Source organism: uncultured Pseudoalteromonas sp. (assembly GCF_963922945.1).
In the GTDB taxonomy this organism is placed as follows: domain Bacteria; phylum Pseudomonadota; class Gammaproteobacteria; order Enterobacterales; family Alteromonadaceae; genus Pseudoalteromonas.
The window spans coordinates 1-18032 of record NZ_CAWUKC010000015.1 but is presented as its reverse complement, the minus strand read 5'-3'; the positions used below and the strand labels follow the sequence as shown (position 1 = coordinate 18032).

The following is an 18032-nucleotide window of genomic DNA, read 5'->3' as shown; positions in this document are numbered from 1 at the left end:
TTAAAGTGAATTAATAATTTAGGGGGAGTATTAAGTTAAGCTGTTAGGTATGTGCCTGTGTAGGTCGGATAAGCGAAGCGCCATCCGACACACTAAAATACCTTGCCAATTATTACAGTATTTTATGTTGTTGAGGGGCTGGAGAGTGCCAAAAGCTGGTGTTCGATTATTTGTAATTAAGCGGCAGAAGATTACGTATTGCGGAAATTGCACTTTTAGGGACAGAGGTCAACTATGAGCGAAGGGCGGTGCTGTGTCATGAGCAGTCATTCATGATTAAATTGTTTATGCTCATTAGAATGGAAACCAAACTGTCCCAATCGTTCTAATTCAATGCTACAGAGTGACTAAAGATTCAGGGCAAGGCAATTGGCTAATGCTGCTTTTAAGCGACTATAGCCAATTACACACCTAGGACATATCACACCAGAAACGATTTCAATCGTTAGTTTGGGTCTTTGACATCATTATTTCTTCTCTACGATAATTGCAGTGATTGTTTTGTTACCAACATTTTTAACTTGGTGTTCCCATTGGTCATGCCACATCACGTAGCCATCCGGGATCTCCAAAGTCATGTCTTTTTCACTCGTTATTATCGTTGCCTTGCCACCTTTTTCGAAGTAAACAGTCTCAGCATTGTGCTTATGCCAATTATCTTGTTCTCCAGGTTTAAGTGTCATCTTAAGCACCGTAACCTGTTCGTTCTCAAGAAGAAGTTTATATTGTTTTGGGGATGTGATGTGAGCAGGTTCGACTATTGTGTCATCTGCAAATGCGTTTCCAAGTAATAGGGCTGAAATAACAGCAGTCAATACAACCTTTTTCATAGTAGCTCCTATTTATGCATACCACGAATTGGGTAGTTGTTGTCAGGGTTTCGTATCCAAGCTAAGCCACTAATTAGAGACTGAAGTTCAGGTCTTACAAACGGATTGTTAGAAATGTCTGCTACGTGAACTTTTCCTTCACTATTGACTACAAATAGCCCCGGTTCAGCAAATGGATGATCGGTTTCTTCTAGGGACCTTGGATCTGATATATACAACCCAAGCTCTTTCATTTGTTCAAGGGTAAGGCCGTATGCAATAGGGAAAGCCACATTAAGTCTTTCCATGTGACTTTCGAGTTGCTCTTTACTGTCACCAGAAACGGCGATCAAATCTACGCCTGTTTGAGCAAGTAAGTCTTTCGCGTTTTCTAATTGGTTCAGGTATCGTGTACAAAGAGGGCAATGTTGACCTCTGTAAACAACAACCACCTTCCAATCCAAACCATTTTCAGGAATAGAAAGCTTTTTAATATCACCATTTAATAGCTTTGCTTCAATTACAGGGAAGTCAGCTCCCGCGTGTAATTTAGTAGTATATTCAACGCTCATAACTACCCCTTAAAAATGTTTGTTAATGTGAGCTTCAAAACGTTTGAAGTCGCTTTCAATCTCTGCATTTTTCATCACATCGAAGCATGCAAATGTTTCCATAGGCTTCATACCAAAAAACTTGAAGTTCATATGCATAGGGAATAATAGGTCATCAATTGATTTTCCATTAAAGAATTCGTTTTCATCATTAAACGCTTCTTCTGGCGCATTTAACGTTAGAGACATCATGTATTTTGTATTAGTTAGTGTGCCACCCATGCCATAGTTCTTTTTAGGTGCAGATTCGTCACGACCATCACCAACACATAGTGCACCACCCATACCCGCTGTATAGACTTCATCCATGTATTTTTTGAATGACCAGGTAACACCCATCCAGTTTACCGGGGTTTGAAGAATTACGATGTCAGCCCATTGATGATTTTCAAGTTCTTTCTCAATATTAATCTCTTCTGAGATTGTAACTACGCGAGTTTTATGGCCTTTTGCCTCTAATATAGAAACTGCTTTTTCTACTAGCGTAGTGTTTAGCTTGCCTTCTGAAAAAGGGTAATATTGGTGACCATTAATAATTAAAATATTGCTCATTTGTGTTTCTCCAAAAATAAAATTTATTCTGAATGCCTAACCGTGGTATATTTTATATACCTTTTAACTGCAATCAATTAGTATACTTTTAGTAACCTTAAGAAAATAAGAGAGAAACTGTGGAAAGTTCAATAGAAACAGATGGTAAGGGAAGAAAAAAAGTTTATAACGCGTGCATGGAGCCTTGCGCGATTGAAAAAGGTATGCGTTTGATCGGTGGAAAATGGAAAGGATCAATCATTTATCATTTAAAAGATGAGCCAGTCCGATTTAATGATTTGACTCGAATGCTAGGCGGCGCAACAAAAAAAATGGTTGATCAACGTCTCAAGGAACTTGAAGAAGAAGGTATGGTAATTAGAAGGGTTATAAGCGATAGACCCATAGCTGTTACATACGAACTTACTGATTTTGGCAAATCAGCACTTTCTATTTTAGATGATTTAAGAAAATGGTCAGAGGCAAATGGGATAGAGTTAAATTCAAAGTAGTTTTTACCTGTTCCAAGTCAATATTTAACAGTGGTCTTTCCGTATCAGATGAGCAAGCCTAGAATTTAGGGTAACTTTGCGACCTATAGAGTAATTACGTTAAATCACTTTTGTCCAAAAATGATTTTGTTCGACTCTTTGCTCTCCGCTTAAAGCCACCCTTAGAGCATTTACGTTAACTCGTTTTGGGGCAAAAACGAGTTTAGGCTGGTGATCCTCTATTGGCACAAAGCAGCACTATGAGTTTTGAAACCTGAGCGTCCGCTCTTTGTCTGTAGCGGATTTGCGCAAAAATTATGTCTAATCTCCGTAGTTCGCTCATAACCGCCCATCACCAGCCGTTATGAGCAATTCATTAAAACGCTTAGCTCAACTCTCAGCCATTACACAGCACGCTTAACATTTTTTAAATACAGCTCAACGCCTATGTTTGCTGCATCAACCGCACCGGCAACATAGCCCGGAAATTGCACCGACCACTCACTGCCAATCCCGACTAAGCTTTGATGCCACGGGCCATTTTGCGCAGTTATGTAAGGTGCTGGTGCATGTGTATTCGCAGCATGTGTATCTAAATGTGTTGCTGTGAGTGGGTCTTGTGACCAGTCTTTAATAATATCGGCTTTGGGAGTGGCGGCTTGTGCGCCAAAAAGCCTGACTAACTGCGCCCTGCAATGGGTGATTAAATCTTCATTACTAATGCGTTTGCGATCATCGGCGGGTATGCCAATAAAGCCAAATAATGCGGCTTGGCCTTGTGGGTTTGATGCATCGTGTATTTCTGCCATTGGCCCAACGCTGCTGCGGGCACTGCCCGAGAGCGTTTGTTTGCGCCAAAATGGCGTATCGTACACAGCAATATACTTAGCGTGGGGTGCCATCCAGGTTGCGGTATTTTGCCACTGCGATACTAAATTGCTTGGCAATGCGGGGGTAAATGTTATTTGGCTTGCGGCTAAGCGTGGTGGTAGCGCAAGCATTACGTGCTCAACGTTTACTTTATTATCGGTTGTGTTTGAGGTGCTAAAGTTAACTTCAATATTACCGTGTTGGTGGGTAATTGTTTTAACCAAAGCGCCGGTCACTATTTGTTTGTTGCTAAGCTTTGCATGTAAGGCATTAATAAGTGTGCCCATACCACCTTTTAACCGCATAGACGTAGGCGCATGCGTATAACCGGGCATTGCTATGGGCGGCTGTGTATGTGAGCGCTCTACTAACGTATTGCCTTGCTCGTACTGGGCAAATGTTTCTAGGTTTAGGGTTTTAATAATCGCATTTAATTGCGGTTGAAACTCTGGCCAAAACCACGTTGGGCCAAGATCAAAGCTATTTGTTGTCGCTTGCGACAGGCTTGTAAAGTCCATAATACGGCCACCTAATTGGTCTCTGGCTTCAAGTAATATGTAATCGGTAATGCCTTGTTGCTCTAACTGGTAAGCTGCATACACGCCGCTTAACCCACCGCCTATAATCGCAATTTTTGTACGCATTATTTAGCCTCCACAGCCTATGTTTTTGCCTATATTGTTAAAGTCTCCTACTTTTAGGTAAATTGTAGCGCTGTTATTTCCCGCTGATATTAACGCTTTATTATTACTTGGCAGCCTTAGCCAGCTTCCTTTTGAATATTCTGCCTCGTTGTGTATTACGCTGCCGCCTAGTACAAATAGCTCTAAGGCATTATATGCTTTTAGGCTATCAAATAGGGGCTGTTGCGGGGTTAACTTAACCAGTTTAGTTACCTCGTTATCATCTTTATAAAGCGGGCATATTAGGCGGCTATTTTGGGTTATCCACGTAGCCGGATCGTGTGTATTTATGCGCACTGGGGCGGTTTCTGTTACGCACATTTGCCACAGTTTTACAAAAATGGTTGCGCCATTTTTACTTTTAGGTGCATGTGAAGACCCTGGTGGGTTTCGTAAATAAAAGCCTTGTGGGTAGTCGCCCGACTCATCTGAAAAAGTGCCCGAAAGTACCATTATTTCTTCTCCACCTGGGTGAGCATGGCTTGGAAAAGTAGACTCAGGCGCGTAGCGTACTACGCTCGTTGCTCTGGCTTTTTCAGCGCCTATTCTGTCGAGCATTACCCGCTCAACACCCGCCTGAGGCGATGTTTGCCAACTATATTGACTTGCTAGCATGGAAGCTTGTTGTGAAAAATCTGAATTGACTCGCATTTGTCCAACCTAAATAAAATAAGAGCAATAACATAAGTTATTGCTCTATAAATTTACGCTTATTAAGCGTTTTGTAATTGTGCGTGAGCGTCAAGTACTCGTGCACTGTAAGTTAGCGCAGCACCTGCATTTAAGGCTACAGCAACGCCTAACGCTTCAGATATTTCACCAATTGTTGCGCCGTGCTCAACCGCTTTTTTAGTGTGCATCGCAATACACCCATCACAACGTGTTGTTACTGCAACAGCGAGCGCTATTAGCTCATGTAATTTAGGCGTTAAGTGACCTGTTTTTTCGCCAGCGCCATCCATTGTCATTAGTCCGCTTAGGGTATCTGGGCTTTGCTTTGCAAAAGCACCTACAGTGCTCATTACTTCGCTGCGGTACGCGTTCCAATCTTGTGACATTTTTGTTTACTCCCCTATCTTAAATTTTTACTAAGCTACGCAGTAAATGCGAACTTCTGGTTCATTAGTAAGTAGTGGCGCGAGCGCGGTAACTACATCGGCATTAAATAAATCGCTTTCTAAGTACTCATGAGCGTGCTCAATAGTTTCAAAGCCGTGAAGTACCTGTACATCTTCATCACGCGCTAATAGCTCTTTTGAAACTGCGCCTCTTACCGTGTCTAAAAATGGGGCTTTGTAGGTATTAAAAACCTCTGTTGCTGCTTTTCTATTACCGTGGTCAACACTTAATGTAATTTGTAAATAAACCATATTTTTTCTCCAGTGATTAAATTTAGTTATGGGCTGCTTTAGCCCATTAGCGTTTACAGTATTTAGTTACGACCTGCCATTACGCCGCCGTCAACATCCCATACTGCACCTGTGACCCAAGCGGCTTTGTCGCTGAGTAAAAACGCAATGGTGTTAGCGACATCTTCACTTGTGCCTACACGGCCAATTGGGTGAAAGCTGTTAAAGCCTTGTAGGGCATCGTTTACTTGTGCTTTAGGAATAAAACCTTCGTAAATTGGCGTTTGTACAACCGCTGGCGATACTGCATTAACGCGAATGTTGTGCGCTGCTAATTCCATTGCTAAATGTTGCGTTAGCGCATGTAAGCCTGCTTTAGCCATTGAATACGCTGACGATGGTGTAGCACCAATAGCTTGCTTACCCCACATAGAGCCCACATTTACAATGGCGCCTGCGCGTTTTGCTGCCACTAAATTAGCGGCTACTTTTTGTGTAATAAAAAACAACGCGCGGTTAATTTGCATGTATTGATCGTAATCAGTCGCTTCGTGCTCTAAAAATGGTTTAGGGAAAAACACGCCGGCCGCATTTACCAGTAAATCGACGTCCGCGTGGTCTTGTGAAAGTGTGTTAATTAAGTTTTGCACGCCTTTGTCGCTGGTTAAATCAGTGGTTAACACCTCAACAGTGCCTAAAGCTGATAACTGCTCTTTTGCTGCTTGGGCTTTTTCTTTACGGTGGCCAACAATAACAGCGTGGCCGCCTTGCTCTAAAATTAATCGAGCCGTGTCAAAACCCATTCCGCTAGTACCACCAATAACGAGTAATTTCTTACCTAAAAATTGCTTAGTCATGATTATTTCTCCAAGCGCCACTATGTGCCGTATTTGTTATATAAATAAAAAGTTTTGGGTTGCCTAATAGCAAGTAACTTGCTGTTTGGCTTGGGAGGTATTTTTTACTTATTTACTTGCTTTAACAAACGAGATAATCTGAGTCATCAATAAAGAAAAAGTTTACCGTATGAAATCACCTATACATCTCAATGCATTAAAAGCGTTTGAAGCAAGCGCAAGGCACCAAAGCTTTTCAGCGGCAGCTGATGAGCTAAACGTAACCCCAGCAGCCGTTGGGCAGTTGGTAAAAACATTAGAAGAGTGGCTCGACACGCCGCTGTTTCATAGAATGAGCTCAGGTAAAACACGGCTAATAACGACCGAAACCGCGCAAAGTGCCCTGCCATTAATACGCGAAGGGTTTGATAAACTTGCCCAAGGGCTAGACATTTTAAAAGACAACGCCGTAAGCGGTGCGTTAACGGTTGCAGTAAGCCCTGCATTTGCCGCTAAATGGTTATTACCTAGGTTGCATTTTTTTCAAGAAATATGTGCGCAAACCAGTGTAAATTTAAACACTAATTTAAAACCTGTTGATTTTACTGAGCAGCGTATAGATATAGGCATACGCTTTGGTACAGGCACTTGGCAAGGCTTGAGTGCAGAGAAACTAATGGATGAAGAGGTATACCCGGTATGCTCACCTAAGTTTTTACAAGACTCAAATCGCTTAAACACCCTAGATAAACTATTGAACGAAACCCTAATACACGATCAATCAATGGACGATCATACGGGTTTTCCGTCTTGGTCGGCGTGGTTAAAAAAAGCCGGAGTAACAGGCCCCTTAACTACTAAAAGCATTCAAATAAATAACTCAGCGGCTGTATTGCAATCAGCTATTGATGGTCACGGCGTGGCGTTAGCACGCAGTGTTATGGCTAAAGATGACTTAGCCGCAGGGCGATTGGTTAGGTTATTCCCTGATATTTATTTTGAATCGCCTTTGGCGTATTACGTTATTTACCGCCTCGAATGTGCTGAGCTGCCAAGAATACAGGCATTTAAAGAATGGCTATTTAAAGAGGTAGAAAACCCGCGGGCTAAAAGAGATTAAAGCTCAGGAGTACTTTTATAACATACAGCAGTAAAGAAAATATTTACCATAGTAAAAGATAATCTCTGTGGTTAACCTCGTTCATTCCCCGTAAGCTTTTGCTCCAAGTTAGCCACTTTAATGACTAAAGTGGCGTTTAATTAGGAGTAAATATTATGTCACAAGTAAGAGTATCGCCATGGCAAGATGGCGAGCAAGTCCCAGCCGAACTACTAGCCGAAATGCAAGGTCGTCGTCCAAACGGTGAACTAATAGGCATAGATAGAGTATTACTAAAAAGCTTTCCTTTAGCTAAAGGCTGGAATGAGTTGCTAGGGCGCGTTAGAGCAAACTTTGGCTTATCGCTTGAGTACCGCGAACTTATTATGCTGCGTGTGGCGGTATTAAACAAAGCCGATTTTGAGTGGAATGTGCACTACCCTGCATACATACAAGCTGGCGGTAGCGATGAAAAAGCCACTGCACTTAAAAGCGTGGTAGTAAATGCTGCGTTATTCTCTGAGCAGGAGCTGGCTTTGCTTGAACTTACTGAGCAGTCAACCACTAAAGTAAATGTTGATGGCGACGTGATTGAACGTTTAAAAGCACTATTTGGCGAAACGCAAACTGTAGAAGCGGTAGCAACTGTGGCTGCTTATAACATGGTATCGCGCTTTTTAGTGGCGTTAGACATTTAAATACTTCAACCATAAATCGCTTTTAAGCCCCTTGAATATTTTTAGGAAAGTGAAATCATGCAAAAATTAAACGCTATAGACTCAGATAGGCTTGAGCCGAGCGATCCTCAAGTTCAAACAGCTAACTTATGGCGTTTAATGTTAGCCCAGGCACTTTCTGGGGCTAATAGCGTTGTGCTATACGCAACAGGTGCGGTAGTGGGCAGCTTGCTTGCTCCTACTGCACTTTTAGCCACTTTACCTGTTTCTATTTTTGTTTTGGGCATGGCGTTGTGTGTTTTACCCGCCGGTGAATTAGCACGAAAATATGGCCGCCGTGCAGCCTTTATGGCTGGCACTGGCGCCGGTGTTTTAACCGGACTATTAGCGGCTATAGCGTTGTATATAGACAGCTTTTGGCTGTACTGTTTATCTGCGCTATTAGGCGGCGCTTATTCGGCAGTGGCCTTATCATTTCGGTTTGCTGCAACCGATGGCGTGCCCGAAAATAAACGCCCGCAAGCGCTTTCTATGGTAATGGCAGGTGGCGTAGCTGCAGGTGTTATTGGCTCGCAGTTAGTTACGCATACCATGCACCTGTGGTCAGACAAAATGTTTGCTGCCACATTTATAGCGCAAGCCATTGTCGCGGCTCTTGCAGGTGTTATTTTGTTTGGCGTTAAATTGGCTAAGCCTTTAGCAAATCAAGTATATTCAGGAAGACCGTTGAGCACAATTGCTTTGCAACCACGATTTATAAGCGCGGTTATTTGTGGTGCAGCATCGTATATGGTGATGAACTTTTTAATGACATCGGCACCTCTGGCAATGCATATGCACGGACATAGCCAAGAGTCAGCAAACTTAGGAATGCAGTGGCATGTTATTGCTATGTATGCACCTAGCTTTTTTACTGGCAAACTCATTGCACGTTTTGGCGCTGCTCGTATTTCTGTTTTTGGTATTATTTTAACTGCAATTTCAGCAGTTATAGGCTTTTTAGGTGAAGGTGTATATCACTTTTACACGCTGTTAATTTTGTTAGGCATAGGTTGGAACTTTGGCTTTTTAGGGGCATCAGCATTAGTGCTCGAAACGCACAAGCCAGAAGAAAAAAACCGTGCCCAATCGTTTAGTGATTTTATTGTGTTTGGCTTAATGGCGGTAGGCTCTTTTTCATCAGGTGGGTTATTAAGTGCTTACGGTTGGCACACCGTTTTATGGGCATCGTTTGTCCCTTTATTACTGGCCGTTATTGTTTTGGTATTAACCAAAAAATACCAAGCCAATTTTAGCAAGCAAGCTTAAACACATTAACCGCCCTACAAGCTGCTTATATTAGCAAGCTAAAGTTTTTTAAGCTGCTGGCAAAGTAGCCTTACTTTTATTTTTTGTGGCGCGGCTGTTTTATATGAAATATAACGCGGCCTAAAATATTTCTTTGCTTGATTAAACCAAGCTCTTTAGTACTGGTGCTACTGACATGGTCGCCGCTTAATAAGTAGGTATTATGCAATCCTATATGGCAAATACGTTTGATGATGCGGCCATATTTTGGGTGCTCTACTAGTACAACATCACCCAGTTTGTAGTTTATATTTGGCCAGCACATACTTAGCACATAATCTAAATCAAAAAAAGTAGGAGACATACTCTGCCCCCTTACTTTGCTTATGTTGCACTTTAACACAACGTGAGAGCTAGGCGCTTTTTAGGTCTGGGTAGACCACGAGCTCGCTTGGCGGGTATGGGCTTTTTGCTTGATAGGTTGCAATGCCTTTGGTTTGCCAAAATGAGTCTGCAAATTGATTGACTAGCGCGAGTAATTGTTCAGCGTGTTCGCGCTCTATATGCTGTTTACACTTTGATGCAGTAAGCATAATTGAATGCACTAATGCATGCGTATCTGGGAACTGATCAAACTGAGGCTGTTTAAAGTAATCGCCCCAAATTACGCGTACTTCTTCTTTTACTTTAGCTGCATGAATTTCTTTTTCGCGTACTAACCGCGCAAGTTGTGCGCTATTTGCCACTGATAGCGGTTGTTCTAATTCGTTAATAATATCTATAAATCTAATTACACTTAATGCTGCAATTTGTGCCGTGCTTGGGTCGTATATTTTGCAAGGAATATCGCAATGCGCTGCAGCACTTTTAAATTTTAAAAGTTTATCTAGGCTGTTAATAAATGAGTAAAGCATGCTGCATTTCCTTATGATTTTTTGCGCTTGGTGCGTTTGTAAAACGAAAACGAAAATGCGGCTACTACGGCTATAATGGCGCCATAAAACAGTAGGTGTAAGTACGCAGCAGACCAATGCGCGTGGTCATGACCTTCGTGGGCAAAAAGCGGTAGGCTCACCATAGCTATAAAAATAACGAGTAAGTTTTTCAATTGTTTATCTCCTTTAATTAAGACTCTGTGGTGCAAACGAGATGGGTGTAAATGAATGCGTTTTAACAAACACCATAAGCTCACTGCGGTTTTTGCTCAGCCCCCACAATAAAGTCGATAAGTCGTTGTGCTTATGGTTATAGCTAAGCTGTTTTTCTCGGCGCTGTTGGGCTTGTTTTAATAAACTGTAGGCTGAGTCGCATTGCGTTTGCTGTGCGAGTAACGCTGCTAAATTATGATGGGCGACCAACATAGCACATACAGCGGCTTTATCTGTTGGGTGTGCGCTTAACAAGGTATTAGATAACGATAAAGCAACATGGTAGTGGCTTTTAGCACTTTTAATTTTGCTACTGTTAAAGCATTCGTTACCTGCTTTTGTATCGCTTTGCCACTGCTGGTACTCGCTTAAAGTGTGCATATATTAGTGCTCTGTAAGGTGTTGTGGGTGTTGTAATGCGAGCTTTTTAAGCTGCGCAATACACGCAAATACAAAGTCACTGAGTTTGTCGTCACAATAAAAAAGGTCGTATAGCAGGCTAATTGATTGCGCTAGGGCATTATGAGCTGCGTGTTTTTCGCCTAAAAAATACAGCGTGGCATACAGGCGCTCAGTGAGTGAGGTTATTTGGATAAGCTGCGTTTTATCGGCGTAATTATGCATTTGCGTTAGTAATGTAACGCTTTCTAGTGCACTCCCTAAATGCGGTAACGCCTGTGCAAACTGGGCTTGTTTAAATAATGCCTCACCACTTAATTGTGCAGTTTCAATATCTATAAGTGCTTGTTCTGGTTGGCACAAAACATGTTGCTTATGCCTAGCGCATAAAAATGGCAAAGCCATACTATGTTCCTCATTTATTTACTTGCTAAAACTGTAAAGCAGAAATACAAATAGATCAAATGATAATTGTTTTTATTTGCGTTGGTTGGTTTTTGTGTTTTGCTGGGTGGCTTAATGGGTGTTATAAATATATGATATTGATAATTATTTGTATTAATCGGTTTTAAAGGTGTGTATGAAAAAGTCTATGTTAACTTTGGTGTTAGTGACGTGTATGAGCGGCTGTAGCACAACTACGATGCTGCCCGATAAAAGCTCATCGTTATATTATTCAGCACTTTACAATGCACAAGCAAAGCCTGTTGGGTCTGTATCATTAGAGCAAACACTTTTAAATGCCGATGTAGTTTTAGTGGGTGAGTGGCATACTCACCCCGGTGTGCATTTATTTCAGGCAAAGTTATTTGAGCAATTAAGCAAAAGTAATAAACGCACTGCCCTGTCGCTTGAGCAATTTAGCCGTGCCGATCAGCCTATTTTAAACCAGTACGTTAAAGGGGAAATTGGCGAGCAATATTTAATTGACAATACCCAAGCGTGGCCCAATTACAAAAGCGATTATCGGCCAATTATAGAGCTGGCTAAAGCGAACAATAGCGATGTAATAGCAGCAAATGCCCCTAAAAATATAGTTACCTGTATAGGCAGGCAAGGGGTAAGTTACTTAAATAAACTTGATGAAACACAGCAAAGTTATATTGCCAGCACTATTGATACCTCTCCGAGTGATTATAAACAACGCTTTATGGCATCAATGCACCACGGCTCGCCCAGTCAAAACGAAAACTATTATGCTGCGCAAGTTACCTGGGATGAAACCATGGCTGAGTCTATTGTTAACTATTTAAATAATCATAACGGTGCGCAGGTAATGCATATAGCCGGCGATTTTCATGTAAAAAATGGTGAAGGTATAGCGCGCGTTATTAAGCGGTTAGCACCATCGCTTAATGTTGTTTGGATATCGCCGGTAACACGTGTGCAAACTAATCAAAGTGGGTATCAGTTGCAGGTTAACGCTTTGCCACCTCGTTATGTGCAAAAACAGCATCAACAAGCCGCTTTTAAAGCGTTAGCTAAACGCGGCGAGCAAACAGTTTGCTTATAAAATAACGACATAGTTAGTGAATCTTTTAACCAGGGCTCAGGTTAACTATGTCGTCATATCTTTAGTTATAGCGGGCTTGATTAGTGAGTGCAACCAACGCTTTACGAACCTCTAACGGGCTGTTGCACTGTGTTTTAAAGTTAATAAAGTAATTACGCTTTTGGCTTTGAATATAAAAGCCTGTGGGTAATAAGCCGCTCATTATTGGGGTGTTATCAGCAACCTTGTAGTGCTGCATTAATATAAGCGACATAGCATCTTGATGATCGTCGTTCATGTGGTTAATCATGCTTTGCTGCTGGCTTTCGTCCCAGCCTTTTGCCTCGCCTTGCCATTCGTTTTGCTCAAGCCAAAATATTTTGCCAAAGCCGCCAATGTAGCGCACGCGTACTACGTCTAATTGCCATAATTGAAAGTCGTGTGCATTGCGATAGCTAGCGGCTTCGGGGTATAGGGCAACATAGTTATTAAGTAAGGTGTGTGCTTGCTCGCTTGGCACAACAAAGCCATCGCCTACAAGCGTTACTCGCCCGTACTCGTTTTGATCACCACTGTCGGCGGCGTCAAATATAGTAAGGCTCATACGGGAGTCGTGCTTTAAGTTTTTAGTGTGCTGGGCTATATCGCTAATAAAAAAGTATATACGGCCTTGTTCGTCGCACATATAGGGGGTAACTGAGCCAAACGGGTAGCCGCGTAAATTATTAGAAATGGTCGACATGACACCGGCATTGGTTTTGTAAACCAAGGTACGCGCATCGTTTAACGCTTGCTCTCTCATAAAAACTCCTGACGTTGAGAAAAAACCATGGGTGCATCGTTATAAGGGTGTGGGTTTACGTGCAGTTTCATGGCGTACATTTGTTGTAAGTTTTGTTCAGTTAGTACAGTGTTGATTGGCCCACTTTGCAGCACTTTTTTGTTGTGCAGTAAAATCGCATCGGTTGCATACAGGCTGGCCAAATTTAGATCGTGTATTGCAATAATAGCGCTGTTGCCCTGCTCTACAAATGCTTTAACGCAGCTGAGCAAAGCATGCTGATGGCGCATATCAAGCGCTGATGTTGGTTCGTCGAGCAGTATTAGTTTTGGCTCTGCCGAATGTGTAAAGGCGTTTAGCTGCGCTAAAGTGCGCGCCATATGCACACGTTGTTGCTCGCCGCCCGAAAGCGCACTTACGCGGCGAGTTAAATAATGGCTTAAATCCATAATAGCGGCGTATTTATGTATTTTTTCGCTTTGCATTTTTAACGACTCTACGTATGGGTAGCGGCCCATAGCAATAAGCTCAAATACAGTAAAATCAAACCCTACGTGATTTGCTTGCATCATTACTGCGCGCTGTGTGGCTAGGCTTTTTTTAGGGTGAGTGGCCAGCGGCTTGTTATTAAAAAGCACATTACCGGTAAAGGGGTGCATACCCGCTAAGGTATGCAGCAAAGTAGACTTACCTGCGCCATTTTCACCAAGTAATGCGACTAGTTGCCCTGGCTTAGCGCTGCCGTTAATAGCGTTTAAAACGCTATGACTGCCAAAACCAACGCTGAGATTGTTAAACGTGATCATGACCAACCTCGCTTACTTTTAACAATTAAATAAATAAACAATGGCGCTCCCAACAGTGCGGTAATAATACCAATGGGTAGCTCTGCTGGCATAATTAAAATGCGTGCTAACCAGTCAGAAAGTAGCAATACCACTACGCCAATTAGCATACAAAGCGGCAGCATATTACGTAAATGCGGCCCTACCATTAAGCGGGCAATATGCGGGACTACCAAGCCAATAAACCCGATTAAGCCAGTAAGCGCCACCACCGCACCTACCCCTAATGCTACAAGTATAATTACGTATAACTTAAGTTTATTGGTGTCTACCCCTAGGTACTGAGCTTGGGATTCGCCAATAAGTAGTAGGTTCATGGGCTCTTTTAAACGCCACAAGCCAATAAGGCTAATAAGTAGCAATGGTGCAGCTTGTACAATAGTGTCCCAGCTTGCTCCAGCTAATGAGCCCATAGTCCAGTAATTAATTAACCGCAAAGCGCTGTCGTCGGCAAAAAAGCTCAATAGCCCAATAACCGCAAATGCCAATGCGTTAATAGCCACCCCCACTAATATAAGTGTGGTGATATTAATTTGCCCTTGTTGCTTAGCAATAAAATATACCAGCGAGGTTACCCCAAGCGCCCCCAAAAACGAGGCATAAGGTAAATAAAGCTGAGCATTAAAATTTAGCTGTGCGCTCAATGCAATAAAGGCAACGGCAACCATGGCCGCACCCGCACTAATGCCAATAATAGATGGGTCGGCCAATGGGTTTCGGCACAGCGCTTGTGTTGAGGCGCCTGTTTGGGCAAGCACCAACCCTACAAGCACAGCAAGCATAAAACGTGGCAAACGAATTTGCATAACCACATTAATTTGTAGCGCATCAAACTGACTAAAACTCTCAGGTGCAAGCCATGCAACGGCTAAGCGCCAATCCCAGCCTGCAGGCCCATACCCTATGCTAAGTAGCGCTAAAGCAAAGATACACACACAGGCTAATAGCATCCATTTATGAGCATGGCTAAGTGTTACAGGTTTAAAGCTGCTTAATGTTTGGGTGCTCATAAGCGTGTTTTATACTCGCTAAGCTCATTAATTGCCTTGGCAATACGCGGCGACATGCCAAGCGAGAGCAGGCTATCCATTACAAGTAAGTTACAGTTTTGCGCGGCTTTTAATAAACGCAATGAAGGTTGCTTACAAAAAGCCTGCTTACCACCAAGGCTATTTACAACATGCGTTGGCGCGACTAAAAAGTCGGGCTGATTTACAGCTAGCATCTCGCGGTTAATTGCTTTAAAGCCTGATTGCGTAGCGCCTATATTGGTAATGCCTGCGTAGCTAAATAATAAATTAGGCACGGTTTCTTGCCCTGCAGCAACAAGCCCGCGCTCATTAGCGGAGAGTAAAAATAGTGCACTATGCGTTTGCTGTTTTGCTTTTTCAGGCAGCGAGTTTGTAATTTGAGTGATAAGTGACTGTGCTTCTTGTTTGGCGTTTAAATCGTCACCTAAGCGTTTAATTAGCGCAAGTAGCTCGTTAACTGAGGTCGGTTTTTTATAATGGATGAGCTTAACCCCTGTTGCCTCAATTTGCTTAAGTGCTTGGCTTCGCCCTGCGCCTTCAAGTGCTAATAAGGTAGTTGGGCGTATAGAAAGTACGCCTTCTGCTGCTAAATCGCGGTAATAACCTACTTGTGGTAATTGCGTAGCTTGCTGCGGGTAGATGCTAGATTGATCAACAGCAACAAGAATATTTTGTTTGCCTAGCGCATAAATTATTTCAGTTAGGGTGCCGCCTGCGCTAATAACACGCTCTTGTGAAAACGTAGGTTGAGCCATTAAAGCAAACACTATAAATAGGTATTTCATTACATACTCCGGTTTTTATTTTTTGGCTATTATAATTAAATAAATCTAAATGAAAATGATTATCATAATTAATTGATCTTATTTTGACTTAGTTGTAACATTCTTGGTGTAAATAATAACTATTATCATTTGGAGTTAAAATGAACCCCTCTGCATTTAAATTTACTGCTTTAGCAACTTTATTAATTGGCTCAGGCACAAGCCTTGCTGAAGAAATTATTGAAGATCACATTGTTGTAAGTGGCTCGCGCTTTGAACAAAAGCTTGAAGATGTAACAGGCTCTGTATCGGTTATTACCGAGCAAGACATAGAACGCCAGCTAGCAGTAGATTTACAAACTATGTTTAAATACGATCCTAGCATTGCAACTACTGGTAGTGGTGCAGGCGCGCAAACACTGACTGTACGTGGCGTTGGTGGTAATCGTGTTGTATTTATAAAAGATGGCCGACGCACTAACGACGGTTACGCAGGCGGAGGGGGCTATTTAGTTGGCCGCAATTACTTTGATGTTGCAGGCGTAAAACAAGTAGAAGTAGCCAAAGGTGCTGCATCGTCTTTGTATGGCTCTGATGCGCTGGGTGGTATTGTGGTTATAACCACTAAAGACCCTAGTGATTATTTAAAAGATAACAGCAGCTTTTTAAAAATGGCGCTGGGGTATCAAGGTCAAAGCAATCAAGTTGCCGGTGATATTACCGCAGCAAAAGACTTAGCCGATTTTGCAGTAAGCGCGGTTTATAGCCACCGCGACAGCGAAGAAGTACAAAACTATGACGAGAACTTACCTGGCTACGATGCGAAATCGGACGCTTTATTAGTTAAACTTGAGCAACAGCTGGATGAAAAGCGCACACTTAAATACACCCTCGATTACTTTAATCAAACAACTGAGCAAGTTATTACTCCCGCCGTTCAAGAAACAGAAGAAGACGACACTAATTGGTCGCTGGCGCTCGATTATCATTCGCAGGTAGCAACCGCTGCGTTTGATAAATGGCACGGGCAAGTGTCTTACAGCAGTTACGAGCAACAAAGCGACCAAGTTAGTGATGCAAGCACCTACACCGATTATAACGACTATCGTTTTGAGCAAAATATTTTAGGTTTAAAAGCGGTATTTAATAAAGGGCTAAAAGGAGAAACTACCGAACACGAAGTGGTATATGGGGTTGATGTAGACTTATACGACACCACCCGCCCACGTTTTAAAACCCGTGTTTTAGCCGATGGCACGGTTGATTTTACAGACCAAAAACAAGAAGCATTCCCAGGGGCAGATACCTCTTTAATGGGTGCCTACGTACAAGACAGTATTTCTTTTAAAAACAGTGCTTGGTCGGTTATTGCAGGTGTGCGATATGATTACTACACCCTTGAGGCTAAAAGTGATGAGCTATACGCCGATGCGCAGCTTGATGATATTACCGAATCGGCTTTTTCGCCTAAACTAGGTGTTATATATCAAGTTGACGATAATTTATCTTGGTACGGGCAATACGTACGAGGCTTTAAAATACCACCACACGACCAAGCCTATCAAAGCCACGGCGTTGAGCCGTTTTATCAAATATTACCAAACGCCGATTTAGACCCTGAAAGCAGCGACTCATTTGAGCTTGGGCTAAGATACGCCAGCAGCGATATTAGCGTAAATTTAAGTGCTTTTTATGCAGCATACGATGACTTTATAGAAACAGCCGTAGTGGGTGTTGAGCCAACATATATTCCTGGCGTAAACAAAACCTTGTTTCAGTATCAAAACATTAGTGAAACCCAAATAAGCGGCGTTGAAGCCGCAGTTGCCATGTATGTCGCTGAAAATATACTACTGGAAGCAAATGTGGCCTATGTTGATGGTGAAAATAAAGAAACCGATCAGCCACTTACCAGTATTAGCCCGCTAAACGGCTCGGTATTGTTAAGCACGGAGCTTGGCAATGTTAACTGGACCGCTGCGTGGCGTTTAGCTAAATCGCAATCGGATGTGGTACTTGATACAAATGGTGACAAAACCACCCAAGGACATGGTTACGGCGTTGTTGATTTATATGCAAACTACGAATGGCAGGCGTGGCAGCTAAATGTAGGTGTACTTAACTTGCTTGATAAAGAATATGTTCCTTTTGAGCTAATTGCAGGGCAATCGGCAAGTGCTGATTTTAGCCAATACACCCAACCAGGACGTAACTTCTCAGCCAAAATAAGTTATGAGTTTTAATTAGCGTTTAACGCATTACATGCCAACAAGCACTGTATGCTGCATGAAGCTGCAGCGCTTGTTATTTATTTTAAAATGACACCCAT

The 18032-nt window shown here is 42.4% G+C and carries 23 protein-coding genes; 6 read left to right on the top strand and 17 right to left on the bottom strand.

The annotated features are described in order from the left end of the window. Window positions 1-467: 467 nt before the first annotated feature. From AABI99_RS05355 to AABI99_RS05345, 3 genes are read right to left on the bottom strand one after another with little or no spacing between them, the layout of a single operon-like run. Entirely contained in the window at window positions 468-830 is a 363-nt protein-coding gene (locus AABI99_RS05355) for a hypothetical protein (RefSeq protein ID WP_338364165.1), read from the bottom strand. Window positions 831-838: 8 nt separating this feature from the next. After that, window positions 839-1381, bottom strand: coding sequence for a peroxiredoxin-like family protein (locus AABI99_RS05350; protein ID WP_338364163.1), 543 nt, complete (start codon window positions 1379-1381; stop codon window positions 839-841). Window positions 1382-1390: 9 nt separating this feature from the next. Next, on the bottom strand, window positions 1391-1972 hold the full coding sequence (locus tag AABI99_RS05345; RefSeq protein ID WP_338364161.1) for an NAD(P)H-dependent oxidoreductase: 582 nt from the start codon (window positions 1970-1972) through the stop codon (window positions 1391-1393). 119 nt (window positions 1973-2091) lie between these two features. On the opposite strand from AABI99_RS05345, the gene AABI99_RS05340 reads away from it, so the two are divergent. Then, window positions 2092-2463, top strand: coding sequence for a helix-turn-helix domain-containing protein (locus AABI99_RS05340; RefSeq protein WP_338364159.1), 372 nt, complete (start codon window positions 2092-2094; stop codon window positions 2461-2463). Window positions 2464-2846: 383 nt separating this feature from the next. On the opposite strand, the gene AABI99_RS05335 is transcribed toward AABI99_RS05340, so the two are convergent. The 5 genes from AABI99_RS05335 to AABI99_RS05315 form a co-directional block, all read right to left on the bottom strand. Further along, window positions 2847-3956 (bottom strand): FAD-dependent oxidoreductase, encoded by a 1110-nt coding sequence (locus AABI99_RS05335; RefSeq protein WP_338364157.1) that lies wholly within the window; start codon window positions 3954-3956, stop codon window positions 2847-2849. Between the two features lie 3 nt (window positions 3957-3959). Next, window positions 3960-4646: a cupin domain-containing protein gene (locus tag AABI99_RS05330; protein WP_338364155.1), complete on the bottom strand. Its 687-nt coding sequence runs from the start codon at window positions 4644-4646 to the stop codon at window positions 3960-3962. Window positions 4647-4708: 62 nt separating this feature from the next. Beyond that, entirely contained in the window at window positions 4709-5053 is a 345-nt protein-coding gene (locus AABI99_RS05325; RefSeq protein WP_338364153.1) for a carboxymuconolactone decarboxylase family protein, read from the bottom strand. A gap of 30 nt (window positions 5054-5083) precedes the next feature. Next, window positions 5084-5365, bottom strand: coding sequence for a hypothetical protein (locus AABI99_RS05320; RefSeq protein WP_338364151.1), 282 nt, complete (start codon window positions 5363-5365; stop codon window positions 5084-5086). Between the two features lie 62 nt (window positions 5366-5427). Further along, complete coding sequence (locus AABI99_RS05315; RefSeq protein WP_338364149.1) at window positions 5428-6201, bottom strand: SDR family oxidoreductase; 774 nt, start codon at window positions 6199-6201, stop codon at window positions 5428-5430. A gap of 169 nt (window positions 6202-6370) precedes the next feature. On the opposite strand from AABI99_RS05315, the gene gcvA reads away from it, so the two are divergent. The 3 genes from gcvA to AABI99_RS05300 all read left to right on the top strand — a co-directional run bounded on the left by gcvA (window position 6371) and on the right by AABI99_RS05300 (window position 9264). After that, complete coding sequence (gcvA, locus tag AABI99_RS05310; protein WP_338364147.1) at window positions 6371-7300, top strand: transcriptional regulator GcvA; 930 nt, start codon at window positions 6371-6373, stop codon at window positions 7298-7300. Window positions 7301-7455: 155 nt separating this feature from the next. Further along, the gene (locus tag AABI99_RS05305; RefSeq protein ID WP_338364146.1) at window positions 7456-7977 is read left to right on the top strand and encodes a carboxymuconolactone decarboxylase family protein; all 522 of its coding nucleotides are present in this window, start codon (window positions 7456-7458) and stop codon (window positions 7975-7977) included. A 57-nt stretch (window positions 7978-8034) separates the two neighbouring features. Next, window positions 8035-9264, top strand: coding sequence for an MFS transporter (locus tag AABI99_RS05300; RefSeq protein ID WP_338364144.1), 1230 nt, complete (start codon window positions 8035-8037; stop codon window positions 9262-9264). Window positions 9265-9340: 76 nt separating this feature from the next. Here AABI99_RS05300 and AABI99_RS05295 read toward each other — a convergent pair whose 3' ends face one another. Genes AABI99_RS05295 through AABI99_RS05275 form a run of 5 tightly spaced genes read right to left on the bottom strand, consistent with a single transcriptional unit; the run spans window position 9341 to window position 11195 of the window. Further along, window positions 9341-9646 (bottom strand): S24 family peptidase, encoded by a 306-nt coding sequence (locus tag AABI99_RS05295; RefSeq protein ID WP_338364141.1) that lies wholly within the window; start codon window positions 9644-9646, stop codon window positions 9341-9343. 10 nt (window positions 9647-9656) lie between these two features. Further along, window positions 9657-10157, bottom strand: a complete 501-nt coding sequence (gene sodN, locus AABI99_RS05290; protein ID WP_338364139.1) for a superoxide dismutase, Ni — start codon at window positions 10155-10157, stop codon at window positions 9657-9659. An 11-nt stretch (window positions 10158-10168) separates the two neighbouring features. Beyond that, the gene (locus tag AABI99_RS05285) at window positions 10169-10351 is read right to left on the bottom strand and encodes a hypothetical protein (RefSeq protein WP_338364137.1); all 183 of its coding nucleotides are present in this window, start codon (window positions 10349-10351) and stop codon (window positions 10169-10171) included. A 13-nt stretch (window positions 10352-10364) separates the two neighbouring features. Next, complete coding sequence (locus tag AABI99_RS05280; RefSeq protein WP_338364135.1) at window positions 10365-10772, bottom strand: hypothetical protein; 408 nt, start codon at window positions 10770-10772, stop codon at window positions 10365-10367. Window positions 10773-10775: 3 nt separating this feature from the next. Continuing rightward, complete coding sequence (locus AABI99_RS05275) at window positions 10776-11195, bottom strand: hypothetical protein (RefSeq protein ID WP_338364134.1); 420 nt, start codon at window positions 11193-11195, stop codon at window positions 10776-10778. 175 nt (window positions 11196-11370) lie between these two features. Here AABI99_RS05275 and AABI99_RS05270 point away from each other — a divergent pair, with 175 nt between their 5' ends. Beyond that, entirely contained in the window at window positions 11371-12303 is a 933-nt protein-coding gene (locus AABI99_RS05270) for a ChaN family lipoprotein (RefSeq protein ID WP_338364132.1), read from the top strand. A 61-nt stretch (window positions 12304-12364) separates the two neighbouring features. Here the strand turns inward: AABI99_RS05270 and AABI99_RS05265 are convergent, their stop codons facing one another. Genes AABI99_RS05265 through AABI99_RS05250 form a run of 4 tightly spaced genes read right to left on the bottom strand, consistent with a single transcriptional unit; the run spans window position 12365 to window position 15724 of the window. Further along, complete coding sequence (locus tag AABI99_RS05265; protein WP_338364131.1) at window positions 12365-13084, bottom strand: DUF2470 domain-containing protein; 720 nt, start codon at window positions 13082-13084, stop codon at window positions 12365-12367. After that, window positions 13081-13869, bottom strand: coding sequence for a heme ABC transporter ATP-binding protein (locus tag AABI99_RS05260; RefSeq protein ID WP_338364130.1), 789 nt, complete (start codon window positions 13867-13869; stop codon window positions 13081-13083). Before AABI99_RS05260 ends, AABI99_RS05265 begins: the two co-directional genes overlap by 4 nt. Continuing rightward, on the bottom strand, window positions 13866-14918 hold the full coding sequence (locus AABI99_RS05255) for an iron ABC transporter permease (protein WP_338364129.1): 1053 nt from the start codon (window positions 14916-14918) through the stop codon (window positions 13866-13868). The genes AABI99_RS05260 and AABI99_RS05255 overlap by 4 nt, the downstream gene beginning before the upstream one ends. Next, on the bottom strand, window positions 14915-15724 hold the full coding sequence (locus AABI99_RS05250; RefSeq protein WP_338364127.1) for an ABC transporter substrate-binding protein: 810 nt from the start codon (window positions 15722-15724) through the stop codon (window positions 14915-14917). The genes AABI99_RS05255 and AABI99_RS05250 overlap by 4 nt, the downstream gene beginning before the upstream one ends. 140 nt (window positions 15725-15864) lie before the next feature. Between AABI99_RS05250 and AABI99_RS05245 the strand changes: the two genes are divergently transcribed. After that, the gene (locus AABI99_RS05245) at window positions 15865-17946 is read left to right on the top strand and encodes a TonB-dependent hemoglobin/transferrin/lactoferrin family receptor (RefSeq protein WP_338364125.1); all 2082 of its coding nucleotides are present in this window, start codon (window positions 15865-15867) and stop codon (window positions 17944-17946) included. Window positions 17947-18032 lie beyond the last annotated feature (86 nt).

What these genes read in the sequence shown, in the direction of transcription:
- AABI99_RS05355 (WP_338364165.1), bottom strand. Translation starts at nt 830, where the DNA reads ATGAAAAAGGTTGTATTGACTGCTGTTATTTCAGCCCTATTACTTGGA.
- AABI99_RS05350 (WP_338364163.1), bottom strand. Translation starts at nt 1,381, where the DNA reads ATGAGCGTTGAATATACTACTAAATTACACGCGGGAGCTGACTTCCCT.
- AABI99_RS05345 (WP_338364161.1), bottom strand. Translation starts at nt 1,972, where the DNA reads ATGAGCAATATTTTAATTATTAATGGTCACCAATATTACCCTTTTTCA.
- AABI99_RS05335 (WP_338364157.1), bottom strand. Translation starts at nt 3,956, where the DNA reads ATGCGTACAAAAATTGCGATTATAGGCGGTGGGTTAAGCGGCGTGTAT.
- AABI99_RS05330 (WP_338364155.1), bottom strand. Translation starts at nt 4,646, where the DNA reads ATGCGAGTCAATTCAGATTTTTCACAACAAGCTTCCATGCTAGCAAGT.
- AABI99_RS05325 (WP_338364153.1), bottom strand. Translation starts at nt 5,053, where the DNA reads ATGTCACAAGATTGGAACGCGTACCGCAGCGAAGTAATGAGCACTGTA.
- AABI99_RS05320 (WP_338364151.1), bottom strand. Translation starts at nt 5,365, where the DNA reads ATGGTTTATTTACAAATTACATTAAGTGTTGACCACGGTAATAGAAAA.
- AABI99_RS05315 (WP_338364149.1), bottom strand. Translation starts at nt 6,201, where the DNA reads ATGACTAAGCAATTTTTAGGTAAGAAATTACTCGTTATTGGTGGTACT.
- gcvA (WP_338364147.1), top strand. Translation starts at nt 6,371, where the DNA reads ATGAAATCACCTATACATCTCAATGCATTAAAAGCGTTTGAAGCAAGC.
- AABI99_RS05305 (WP_338364146.1), top strand. Translation starts at nt 7,456, where the DNA reads ATGTCACAAGTAAGAGTATCGCCATGGCAAGATGGCGAGCAAGTCCCA.
- AABI99_RS05300 (WP_338364144.1), top strand. Translation starts at nt 8,035, where the DNA reads ATGCAAAAATTAAACGCTATAGACTCAGATAGGCTTGAGCCGAGCGAT.
- sodN (WP_338364139.1), bottom strand. Translation starts at nt 10,157, where the DNA reads ATGCTTTACTCATTTATTAACAGCCTAGATAAACTTTTAAAATTTAAA.
- AABI99_RS05280 (WP_338364135.1), bottom strand. Translation starts at nt 10,772, where the DNA reads ATGCACACTTTAAGCGAGTACCAGCAGTGGCAAAGCGATACAAAAGCA.
- AABI99_RS05275 (WP_338364134.1), bottom strand. Translation starts at nt 11,195, where the DNA reads ATGGCTTTGCCATTTTTATGCGCTAGGCATAAGCAACATGTTTTGTGC.
- AABI99_RS05270 (WP_338364132.1), top strand. Translation starts at nt 11,371, where the DNA reads ATGAAAAAGTCTATGTTAACTTTGGTGTTAGTGACGTGTATGAGCGGC.
- AABI99_RS05265 (WP_338364131.1), bottom strand. Translation starts at nt 13,084, where the DNA reads ATGAGAGAGCAAGCGTTAAACGATGCGCGTACCTTGGTTTACAAAACC.
- AABI99_RS05260 (WP_338364130.1), bottom strand. Translation starts at nt 13,869, where the DNA reads ATGATCACGTTTAACAATCTCAGCGTTGGTTTTGGCAGTCATAGCGTT.
- AABI99_RS05255 (WP_338364129.1), bottom strand. Translation starts at nt 14,918, where the DNA reads ATGAGCACCCAAACATTAAGCAGCTTTAAACCTGTAACACTTAGCCAT.
- AABI99_RS05250 (WP_338364127.1), bottom strand. Translation starts at nt 15,724, where the DNA reads ATGAAATACCTATTTATAGTGTTTGCTTTAATGGCTCAACCTACGTTT.
- AABI99_RS05245 (WP_338364125.1), top strand. Translation starts at nt 15,865, where the DNA reads ATGAACCCCTCTGCATTTAAATTTACTGCTTTAGCAACTTTATTAATT.